Source organism: Tateyamaria sp., from assembly GCF_039940735.1.
Taxonomy (GTDB): domain Bacteria; phylum Pseudomonadota; class Alphaproteobacteria; order Rhodobacterales; family Rhodobacteraceae; genus Tateyamaria.
In genome coordinates this window covers 41156-51546 of sequence record NZ_JBDVGB010000029.1, presented here as the reverse complement: position 1 = coordinate 51546, position 10391 = coordinate 41156, and the positions used below count along the sequence as shown (strand labels likewise).

At 46.5% G+C, this 10391-nt stretch carries 9 protein-coding genes; 3 read left to right on the top strand and 6 right to left on the bottom strand.

The window, feature by feature from the left end; genetic code table 11:
- Positions 1-85 precede the first annotated feature (85 nt).
- Positions 86-229, bottom strand: coding sequence for a hypothetical protein (locus tag ABJF76_RS05370; protein ID WP_348135700.1), 144 nt, complete (start codon positions 227-229; stop codon positions 86-88).
- Between the two features lie 49 nt (positions 230-278).
- Between ABJF76_RS05370 and ABJF76_RS05365 the strand changes: the two genes are divergently transcribed.
- A complete protein-coding gene (locus ABJF76_RS05365) occupies positions 279-845 on the top strand; it encodes a hypothetical protein (protein ID WP_348135699.1) in 567 nt (188 codons plus the stop codon).
- A gap of 309 nt (positions 846-1154) precedes the next feature.
- Here the strand turns inward: ABJF76_RS05365 and ABJF76_RS05360 are convergent, their stop codons facing one another.
- The gene (locus ABJF76_RS05360; protein ID WP_348135697.1) at positions 1155-2123 is read right to left on the bottom strand and encodes an IS1595 family transposase; all 969 of its coding nucleotides are present in this window, start codon (positions 2121-2123) and stop codon (positions 1155-1157) included.
- A 253-nt stretch (positions 2124-2376) separates the two neighbouring features.
- Between ABJF76_RS05360 and ABJF76_RS05355 the strand changes: the two genes are divergently transcribed.
- Both ABJF76_RS05355 and ABJF76_RS05350 read left to right on the top strand, forming a co-directional pair.
- Positions 2377-3702: a hypothetical protein gene (locus ABJF76_RS05355; protein ID WP_348135696.1), complete on the top strand. Its 1326-nt coding sequence runs from the start codon at positions 2377-2379 to the stop codon at positions 3700-3702.
- A complete protein-coding gene (locus ABJF76_RS05350; protein ID WP_348135694.1) occupies positions 3689-6493 on the top strand; it encodes an SUMF1/EgtB/PvdO family nonheme iron enzyme in 2805 nt (934 codons plus the stop codon). The genes ABJF76_RS05355 and ABJF76_RS05350 overlap by 14 nt, the downstream gene beginning before the upstream one ends.
- On the opposite strand, the gene ABJF76_RS05345 is transcribed toward ABJF76_RS05350, so the two are convergent.
- From ABJF76_RS05345 to ABJF76_RS05330, 4 genes are read right to left on the bottom strand one after another with little or no spacing between them, the layout of a single operon-like run.
- The gene (locus tag ABJF76_RS05345) at positions 6471-7091 is read right to left on the bottom strand and encodes a C39 family peptidase (protein ID WP_348135693.1); all 621 of its coding nucleotides are present in this window, start codon (positions 7089-7091) and stop codon (positions 6471-6473) included. The genes ABJF76_RS05350 and ABJF76_RS05345 overlap by 23 nt on opposite strands.
- Positions 7084-8082 (bottom strand): aldo/keto reductase, encoded by a 999-nt coding sequence (locus tag ABJF76_RS05340; RefSeq protein WP_348135692.1) that lies wholly within the window; start codon positions 8080-8082, stop codon positions 7084-7086. Before ABJF76_RS05340 ends, ABJF76_RS05345 begins: the two co-directional genes overlap by 8 nt.
- 30 nt (positions 8083-8112) lie before the next feature.
- Positions 8113-9261 carry a cytochrome P450 gene (locus ABJF76_RS05335; protein ID WP_348135691.1) on the bottom strand — a complete coding sequence of 383 codons (1149 nt, stop codon included), beginning with the start codon at positions 9259-9261 and terminating at the stop codon, positions 8113-8115.
- Between the two features lie 14 nt (positions 9262-9275).
- The gene (locus ABJF76_RS05330; RefSeq protein ID WP_348135690.1) at positions 9276-10385 is read right to left on the bottom strand and encodes a class II histone deacetylase; all 1110 of its coding nucleotides are present in this window, start codon (positions 10383-10385) and stop codon (positions 9276-9278) included.
- Positions 10386-10391: the final 6 nt, after the last annotated feature.

Here is a 10391-nt window from a genome sequence, read left to right as displayed (position 1 = left end):
AGGCGGAGCTAAAAGAGCTTGGCGAAACCGACTACCTAGCAATTTACAATGGCGCTAAGAGTATTTCCGATCTACCTGAGCTTCCTTAGCCATCCCTTTTGGTTTGTGGCTTCGACTTCACCAGCTTGCCTAGCTTTTCGTTGAACTTCGTTTCGTTGTCGTCCGCACCTAGTTCGCGGGCGGCCTCTTTGAAGCGGTCTAGTTGACTCTTTTGCTCTGCGGCTGTCATTACTTTCTCCATGTACTGTATGTATTCAGATGAACACGGGGTCGACAGCATGACCCGCCTAGACCTCGATAAGAAGCGCTACCTGAGCTTAACTGGGGTTATCATGCGTGTCGATCACGCACGTGATTTTCTCGTTCCCGCGCTCAACAGGATAAAAGCTGAGATCCTTAATGAAGATCCCGACGAGCCGATATGCCTGCACAGATCAGACATTAGGCGGTGCAAGGGGCCGTTTCAAGGGCTTGGCGCTCCGGAAGTGCGGGCCAGATTTAATGAAAAGTTTTTGGCTGTTTTCAATGAGGCTGAGTACACGGTAATCACCGCGCTGGTTGATAAGGAAGAGCTTTCCAAAAAATATCACTGGGAAAGAACCCACCCTTACCATGTGCTTTTGGAGATTCTTGTCGAGAAATACGCGCTGTTCTTGGACAAGCGCTCAACGATTGGCGACATTATGCCCGAAGCTCGGGGCAAACATCAAGATAAAGCCCTTCAAGCAGAATTTACCCACTTCAAGGAAAATGGCACTCGATTTTCGCCTGTCGCAATAATTGAAAAGTGTATTCCTTCGTCTCAGTTAAAGTTCAGAACAAAGAAGGATAACGTAGCAGGCTAACAGCTTTGCGATCTGATTGCTCACCCGTCTCACTATACGATCCGCCATAATCTGAAGCACGAAGTGACGCTGGGTGCATTTGGAGGAAAAGTTGCGGACATAATGGTCGAGAGTAAGTACAACAGGTCCCCGTTTGGGAAAATTTGGGGATGGGGTGCGAAGCACCTTCCATAACGACTAGAGGGGAGCGCTTGCGCTCCCCCCGATGGATTATGTACCGTCAAATACCGACCGCTCACGCATCGGATTGATGTTCATATAATCCCTAGACACGATTCTGTCAAGAGAATCAGCTACTTATCGCCTAACTTATTGATTGGGCTGATGATATGTCAGCCGCTTTCCAACGACTGCCTTTAGGGCGATAGCGCTGCGCTCTGCATCATCCACGCCGTTGCCAGCACGGTTGTTGTAGCGGAAATCAAACTCGGCAGCATAGCGGTGCAAGTGTTGCTTGCCGCAATGCTGATACACGCCCTTCATGCCGCGCTTGAAGATGCTGTAGAAGCCCTCAACCGAGTTCGTGTGGATTTCGCTATCGCTGTAATCGACATACTGACCAGCGCCGTGATGGGTCCAGCCGTGCGCGTCAAATACGCGACCCGCGCCGATGTTGTTATACTGGCCCGCTTCGTCCGTCATAACGTAAGACTCTTTGGCAATGTTCTCTTGCAGCATTGGGATCAGCGTAGACTTCTTGAGATCGTCAACGATGATGCTCTTGGCGCGTTTGGTAGTACGGTCCACCAGCGTGACCATTTTCATCTTGTGGGCGTAGCCGCGGGCGTTCTTGGCCTTCGTCATGTTTGGCTCTTTGCCGATGAAGGTTTCGTCCACCTCAACGATGCCGCCATTGCCGCCAAAGCCAGCAAGCGCGCCATCACGCATGCATTCACGGATGCGGTGGGTCAGGAACCATGCGCTCTTATAGGTGATGCCCAGAACGCGGTGTAGCTGATGGCTGCTAATACCCTTCTTGCTGGATACCATAAGGTGAATTGCTTGCAGCCAAAGGTGCAGAGGCAGGTGGCTTTCCTCAAAGATGGTGCCTTTACGAACGGTGAACTGGCCGCGACAGTCACGGCACTTCCACAGACCAAAGCGCTCTTTGCCTTCTGGGTTCTTTTTGCTGGGCTTGGTGCGGACACCTTCCAGTTTGTAGGCGCGATCAACAACGCCACAGTGTGGGCAAACAGGTCCATCAGTCCATAGCATACCCTCAACGTGCGCAAAGGCTGCGGCTTCGTCGTGCATGTATTTGGCGGAAAGAACGGACATTGGATTAACCTCTAATTTGTTGAGTTTAATCTATGCCTTACGTGTGGGTTTGTCAAGTATGTAATCGCCCTAAGTTGAGCCACCATGTCGAAGGCATCACCACGGGATATCTTCTACATTCCCACTAAAAAATGGAGAAAGTTCTCTCCTCATGGAACCACCGCTTGCAATCAATGCCTAGCCGCCTCAATGTTGCGTGAAGGTCTAGATGTAGGTGAGGTCCGTGTTCTGAGGCCACTATCGGAGAAAGCCAGTGAGCGGATCAATTCTAATTGTGGGGTACGGCGGTAGTTCCAAAGCTGATTGCTATAGAGATTTGAAGAAAGAAGAAGTCCCCACAATATTGGTATGCGATGACAATGATAGAGTTCCATCTCACCTCTTCGGAGATGTGATTAGAGTAAAAAATCTTCATGATCATAAGCATGATAAAGAAACCGCGAGTAAAATTCGCGATGTTGTGAATAGTCGAAAATACAAAGTGGCAGGTGTCTTGACCCTTTGGGAGGATTGTGGACCCTTAGCTGCAATTGTGGGTCTTCATTTGGACTTGCCGTCCAACGGTTATGGCTCGGCAAGTCTTGCGAAAGACAAAGACCGTACACAGCAAAAGCTATTGAACTCAAGCGACGTGAACGTTCGTAACCTTGCGACAAAAACCCAAAAAATTTCTGACCATGATGATCTAAAGCAGTGGTTTGAAGCAGCAGCTCAAAAGGCCAGTCTGCTAAAATTGGCCTTTGGTTCGTCTGCTGCAGGGGTTTTTGAAGCCCCAAACTACGAGAAGGCAGTCCATCTCTACAACAAAGTAAAGCGAGACTACTTTGACGAGAGCGATTTGCCAGGAATCGGACTGGGTTTTGGTAACGACGTGGTTATTTGTGAACGACACAGCGGAAGCGAACATGATGTTGATATAGTTATGTATGCAGGAAGAGCTGTGGCGTGCTTTGTCACCGATAATGGGCCTACGGGGACCGAATATTTTGCCGAATTGACGGCGAGCATGCCTAGTTTGCTGCCGGTCAACGTACAGAATAGACTTAAAGAACTTTCCGTCTTGGCTTTGAACGAAGTTGGCCTTATTTCAGGGGTATTCAACCTCGAGTATATTATCTCTAGTGAACAGCCAAAGTTAATCGATATCAACGCACGAATGGGCGGTTTCTATATTCGTGATTGGATACGGAGAATTTGGGGATACGATATCCTCACCGCGGCTTTAAGCTGTGCTAAGGGAGTGATGCCAAAGGAGCCTTCAACTAATCCAAACGGTTATATCTCTGGTGCGATGTTATTACCCTCTTCGTTGTCTGAAGAGCTTTCGGAAGAGCAAAAGAGCGCAATTTTGGGAATTAGTGATGAGTATGACGGATTTTTTGTGTCAATTTTCGAAGAGGATTTACACGTCAATTTTTTAGCTGACGAGCCATGGGTCAACGTCGCTTGCCATGCCTCAAGTAGAGAGTTGTCTTTCCTAAAGCTGGAAATGGCCCTTAGAAATACTGGTGTCATGGCCGTTGACCTTGATCTAGAGAGAAGCCTAAAAGAACTGGGAATGCGACATGGAAAAATTTGATGTATTTATTTCCTATTCAACAATTGACCGACTTCACGCGGAGCGATTGACGAAGGTCTTAGAACAAGGTGGTTATCGCACCTTCTTTTCCGAAGGTTATGCCAGGGACGGAGACTGGCGTAAGCGAATTGATCTGGTCATAAAGCAAGCTAGTGCATTCATTCCTATAGTTAGTAATAACTCCATAGCTTCTGATGAGGTTACACAAGAATATGCTGTGGCTAAGGACAGGCAGAAAAGGATAATGCCTTATAAGATCGAAGATTGCCCGCTTACCTATCAAGGGGGAGCCGTTGATCAGGTGATAGAGCAGTTTAAGAACCCAGACGGAGCCGATGGCGAAGCGCTTGCATTTGTGCAGGAAGTCTTTGCCGATAGAAAGAAGGAAGAAATTAGATTTCTTAAGGCTATTTCAAAAGGTGCACGTCAATATCTAGCAGGTTCCTTTATTCCCCTGGAGTACCAACACGTATGGGGAGGGCTTAGTCGGGCTTCAGACATTGTACCTGCTAGGAAAAAAATAGAATCTGCTATTGGGAAGGTCGATCGTCCTGATATTGACACTTATTCAAAGAGCCTTCTTGAGACTTTCGATCAAAAGGCGCTCGGTGATGAGATAAGGGTAATTGTAACTGGTGGAGCTGGATCTGGTAAGTCGACGACTCTGCGTAAGTTGGAGGAAGAAATTTCTGAAGCTTCGCTCTCCCAGCTAGAGAACCAAGAGACGCGAAGCACTTGCTTGCTTCCAGTATTTATTCCGCTTGAAGGATATGACGGGAAGGATAGCGTAGAGTCATTCATCACGACAAATGTAGACACGCCCACACCCTATGTCATGACTCACTTTGACGAGTTGGTAGCTGAGGGCCGACTATTTCTCCTTATGGACGGACTGAGTGAAGGTGGTTCGAAAACAGACCTAAGGTCTAGATCTACTGCTTTGGCCAAGTTTCTAGAAGATAACCCTCAGCTTTCGACTTGTGTTACATGTCTATCTGCTGAGTATACCGCCGAAAAGGACCTTGATCTCGAGTTGTTCAAGATCAACGATCTGAATCCTGATCGGATTAGGCGAATTATTCATCAGGTTGCATCTTGTGAACGGGAAGCCGAGCGTATTTTTTGGTCACTAGTTGATGAAGAAAGAGCAGAAGAATTTCTTGCTGAGTTCATCGAAAAAGGTGGAGATGAGGCCACATTCTGGAAGTACAGTGGATCAGAAAATCCAATTGCGGAATACTATCACTGGAATATGTGGGTTGAGAAGCGAGATGATCCTTTCAGCCTTCTGACATTAGCGAAGAACACTTTCTTTCTGGTAATCATTATTGAAATTTACAAATCTAAAAGGAGGCCGACGAGCAATCGATTTCAGCTTTTCAATTTGTTTTTTGAAGTTTTGACTTCGATTGCAGAGGAGGATACTGCTGGAAAATTTGATGCTTCATTGCACTCTGATGGGCTTCTATCGTTCCTTTCTAAGTTGGCGTACCTGATGATTAGCAGTAGCCAGTTTGAGTTGGCAGAGGATGAAATATTTGAAAAGTTTGGTGAAGAGGTTAAAGACCATTTGGATATTGCCGTCAGGCAAAAGCTCTTGACCGTCGAAAGTAGCGTCAAGTTCTCCCATCAGTTATTTCGTGCATTTTTTGCCTCATTCGTGCTAGACGACCTTGTCAGAACAGGTGGCTCCATACCTGGGTTTCCCGAAAGAGATGGTTGGTGGCACAAGACATCGTGGGATGAGGCCTTTGTGTTTTTGGTTGGAAAAAACGCTGATAGGCCCGATCGGGTTTTGAGTTGGATGTCTAGCATTAACCCAGAACTTGCTTCAAGATGCATAACTGAGTCGGGTTGTAAGACAAGCAAACTATTGTTGGATGATCTATCAGCTAACTGGTTAGACCGTTTGAAAGACGAAATGGAGAAGAGTGAAGGCAGGGCCGCAGTTGGTCGTGCATTAGGCCGCACTATGCGTGACAGTCGAGCTGGCGTTTGCCGCATAGATAATAAGCAACTACCCATATTCGAATGGTGTGAAATAGCTGAAAAGTCATTTAATTTTGGGAATTCGCAGCCAGAAGAAATGGTTAGGGTTCCCAAGTTTAAGATGTCAAAATACCTTGTTACAAACAAGCAGTTTCAATCATTTATAGATGACGAAGGGTACTCAGAGGCGCACAAAGACTGTTGGACAGAGGCCGGATGGACGCACATTGTCGTGAATGGCCGCCAATCCCCAGTCGATTATACCGAGGTATTTCGTCTATCAAACCATCCTAGAATTGGGACGATTTGGTATGAAGCCTATGCATATACCAAATGGCTTACCAAGAAAATGCGAGCGAGAGGCCTCATGGATGGTTCTCAAGAAATTTGTTTGCCGACGGAGCACGAATGGGAGTCGGCAGCGCGGGGTCCTGACGGAACTTGGACCTATCCTTGGGGCGACGATTTTGATTATGCGAAATGCAATGTATTGGATATTCGGTCGACATCTGCCGTGGGGATTTTTTCCGAAGGTGCATCTGTCGAGGGAGTACATGACCTAGTTGGCAACTGTTGGAGCTGGTGCATGACCAAGCGGCTACCTGGTAGCCCACCAGTATATGATGATGCTGCCGAAGGAGGAGATGATTTTTCAAGATCTTACAGAGGTGGCTCTTGGGCGTTCGACACAAATTCAAAACAATCTGCTACAGAACTGTCAGCGTTTGAGCGCTATTGGGTTCATCCTTTAGACGATCAGCCTGATGCCCTGGGGTTCTTTATTGTTGTGCGGGATTGCTGAAATCCAGAATGAATTTGTGTGTTATCGACCTAAACCCTAACTGCCTCAATTGATTTTCATGATTTTTCGGAATCACAACGAACGAAAATCGCTGAGACGAGTACCGCTTTCCGTCATTCATAATATTTGTCTCCCACCATCTAGGAAGGAATACTTCTTTTGGAATCGAGCCATTAGAATAAACGCTCTCATCATCAGGATCAACCAAGCTAAAGTCCTTAGACGCTTTCGAGTAGCCATTGATAACAGAATAGTGTCCAATTTCGAACCGCCCTTGAGACGAGTTTTCGAAAATTCCTTGCCATTCAACCCCAAGCGGTATTTGAACGCGGTTCACTACAGTATCTATGTCATCTTCTGTACATAGGAATTTGCCAAGCATTATGTACGTTGGGGCCAACTTAGAAAGGGCAAGAGACACTTGGTCCATCCGGCTACCAATGTTTTCTATGCTTTCTGAAAGACCGGCTTGCACTACGATTTCATTCTGATTTACTTCTTCACCGAAGAATCTCAGCATCATTGACACTGAGGCTGGCCCACAGTGACCAACAAGTTGGCTAATACGCTCAAGTTGGATCATAAGATCTTTACTCATACCACGGATGCGTTGGCATGTTGGCTAGAGGAAACAAATCATCAATAAAACTCTTGTCATCGTCGGTAAACGATTTTTTACTTGCCTCGATCAGGCCAGAAACTTGCTCACTATTTCGGAACCCTGGTATTACCGAAGCCACGACTTCATGCTTCAAAAGATAGCCAAGTGCTGGAACTATAAGTTCGTTGGGCGTCTCTCCAAAACGATCTTGTAGTTGCTTGAGCTTAGGTTCGAATTCGCCAAGAGATATACCTTCAAACTCAGGGTTTCCGATGCGGTTGTCCCCATGCTCAAAGCTCGGTGGATTTTTTGCGGAGTACTTTCCTAAGATTCGACCTTGGCCAAAAGGCATCATGGCGACAAAACGAATGTCGTTGTCAAGCATGAACTTGGCAAGAGGCATTTCAGGGTTAATATATTCGCGATGTTCTATGGTTGCCCAGCTCTGTATAAATTGCGGCTTTAGGACTTTCGCAGCTGCTATCAGATCGTCCGCAGAGTAGCCTGAAAGACCAATAGTTAGAATTTTCCCTTCATCTCTCAATTTGTGAAGGGTATCAGAAGCTTCTTCCAGATACTGATTTTCAGGCCCAAAGTCGCAGTGGTGTATGTAATAGATTTCCAGAGCCTCTCGACGCAGGTTTCGTAGAGATTGCTCAATTTGATATCGTATGTTTTCCGCTGTGTAGACACTTGGCGAAGAAGTGCTAACGAACCCGACCTTGCTCGCAAGTGTTACTTGTGGTCCGTCAGATAGAGCTTTCCCTACAAGACGTTCGGACCGCCCATAGCCATATACATCTGCCGTATCAACGTGATTTAAGCCAGCTGAGATTGCCATCTTTAAACCTGTGACGGAGTCATTGTCGTCCAATGGCCCCCCCCATCCAGTCGGTTCGTCTTGGGTCCAATATGGGCCACCAATCGCCCATGTTCCAATGCCAACCGATGAGAATTTGATGTCGTGATACGTTCTGGTTTCTAGCATTTCAATTCACCCAATTGCTTCTAAATAATCTTAGGTTACCGAGTTTTGATTGTCACTGATTTTTGCAAGCTTCCGCGGCTGAAGTTTGAGGCTCGGTGGTTCTGCTGGGCGTTGACCTGGGACAAAAGCTGCCTTATTCAAGTTGCCACCAGTGAGCGTAACAGTAAAGTTGCGGGTTAGCTCTGATAGTAATTCATCCATAACCATGAGACTGAAGCTTTGGCCAGGGCATTTTTTGACGCCCATACCGTAAGGCAAGAACATACCTTCGCCTTGTTCGAGTTTCTTATGAAGTGACGAGATCATGATGTTAACGACTTCTCCTGGTTCTATCGTCTTGTCATGGATTGTCGCCGCCTTGGCCGCACCTCGAGGTATGAAATATACGGGCGGCCGTTCGACTAAGCATTGGTGTACCGCGTCACGCGGAGACAACCTATGATCTTGGTGATTTGTTAGTTTTCCCAGCGCCCACGTAAGTGTTGCACTCATCGTATCTACGCCAGCAAACATAAGTGTTATGATTTGATCCAAGATAACGTTATCGTCGAAACCAGCAGTGCGTAGAGCTATAGCGATTGGACTAGACTTTGGTATCATAGTCTGCCGGATAAGAACATTCCTTGCTTTCCGAGCACTTCTATACACATGGTCTTCATCGCGCTTTGCCTCGTTTACAAATAGTCCTTTCGACAATCGATCAATCAAGATTACTAGTTTTGCGGCACGAAACTCACTTTCGATCTGGTGATTGAAATAGGCTAAGGTAATCTGTAAACTCAGAATTTGAAAGAAGAAATGCAAGTTGGATCGGGCAATTTCTCGACAGTGATATTTGTTTCTTTGAAGAAAGGAGTAAACCACCTCTGATATATCGGTTTTCTTCGATCGAAAAAGTGGTGATAGGGCATTTCTGAGTTTTTTGTGAGCGTGACCATCCTCGTATAGAACAGAAGTTCCAAACAGTTCGGCAGCAACAACTCGGTTGCCGATTTTTCCTGAAAATGACTCGCTTCCGCTTTGAAGCACCATCTTCGCGAGACTGCAATCAGATGTAAAAAAATTACGCGATCCAAAAATGTAATCAGAGAAGAGTGGGTCACTGCCATTTCTCGAAAAAAGGAGGGGATCTGCTAAGAACTCATCCGTCTTGTCTCGACCTTTTGCACTTTCATTCATTTTCAAGATCCAAATTACACACTTATCTCATTTACGTAGCCTTTGGCTCTGTCAATGATTTCTTTTTCATGTTGCTTTAACACTTGGCCACCGTAGTTGGAGAATATTTCCACAAAAGGATCAGGTATTCGTTCAAAGCAAGTAAGTACTTCAAGCACGGCATGGCAGCAGAAGGGTACGTACTGCTCAGAATATCCTCCCTCGTGCAAAAAAACCGGACCCTTGGCGTGCAGATCATTGCATACAGACAAAAGTTCCTCGGTCATCCATCTATAGCTTTCAGAGTGCAACATCATTCTTCCAATTGGATCAGCTGCCGAGGCATCAAAACCTGAAGCAACAAAAACCATGTCGGGACTAAATCGAAGCAAACTTGGTAGAACGACTTGTTCGAATGCGTAGCGGTAAGCGCCATCTCCTGACCCCGCAGGCAACGGAATATTTAAATTTTTCCCAAAGCCAGCGCCCTCGCCACGGTCAGAGAGCTTTCCAGTGTGTAACGGGAAAAGTGCGTCTTGATGTACAGAGATTGTTAGTACGTTGCCATTAGAGTAAAAAGCCTCTTCTGTTCCATTTCCGTGATGAACATCCCAGTCGACGACTGCGATTTTCTTAACTTCGGGATTTCGTAAGCTATCTTTGACAGCCAGAACGCCGTTATTTAGGAGGCAAAAGCCCTTAGCAGAGTCGGCTACCGCATGGTGACCTGGCGGTCTCGTGAGCGCATAAGCGTAGCTGACGTTCCCACACAATACCTGTCTAGACGCTGTCATGGCCGCGCCGGCCGACATTAACGCGATTTCATAGCTTGCCTTGCCGACTGGGCAAAGTTCTCCTGCATCACCATAGCCAGAGTTCGAAACCGCCTTTAACTTGTCGAGGTACTCTTTGGTGTGAAATGTTTCTGCTTCTTCTCTAGTTGCTGGTTCAGGTCGAATCGTGATCATCTTTTCATCAATACCTGAAGCTTCAACAAGGTTTCGTATCCGTCGTTTGCTTTCAGCGCTCTCTGCGTGCTGGCCAGGTTGGAGTAGGAGGTTTGGCTCAAAGTACATGCACCAGTTCTGAGTATTATGCCAAAAAAGTAGTTCTGAGCTAACCCAAGCAGTGGAATTTTGTTGCATAGTTTG

Bases quoted from the DNA above. Each gene is read 5' to 3' on its own strand.
- ABJF76_RS05370 (WP_348135700.1), bottom strand. From the start codon at position 229: ATGACAGCCGCAGAGCAAAAGAGTCAACTAGACCGCTTCAAAGAGGCC.
- ABJF76_RS05365 (WP_348135699.1), top strand. From the start codon at position 279: ATGACCCGCCTAGACCTCGATAAGAAGCGCTACCTGAGCTTAACTGGG.
- ABJF76_RS05360 (WP_348135697.1), bottom strand. From the start codon at position 2,123: ATGTCCGTTCTTTCCGCCAAATACATGCACGACGAAGCCGCAGCCTTT.
- ABJF76_RS05350 (WP_348135694.1), top strand. From the start codon at position 3,689: ATGGAAAAATTTGATGTATTTATTTCCTATTCAACAATTGACCGACTT.
- ABJF76_RS05345 (WP_348135693.1), bottom strand. From the start codon at position 7,091: ATGAGTAAAGATCTTATGATCCAACTTGAGCGTATTAGCCAACTTGTT.
- ABJF76_RS05340 (WP_348135692.1), bottom strand. From the start codon at position 8,082: ATGCTAGAAACCAGAACGTATCACGACATCAAATTCTCATCGGTTGGC.
- ABJF76_RS05335 (WP_348135691.1), bottom strand. From the start codon at position 9,261: ATGAATGAAAGTGCAAAAGGTCGAGACAAGACGGATGAGTTCTTAGCA.
- ABJF76_RS05330 (WP_348135690.1), bottom strand. From the start codon at position 10,385: ATGCAACAAAATTCCACTGCTTGGGTTAGCTCAGAACTACTTTTTTGG.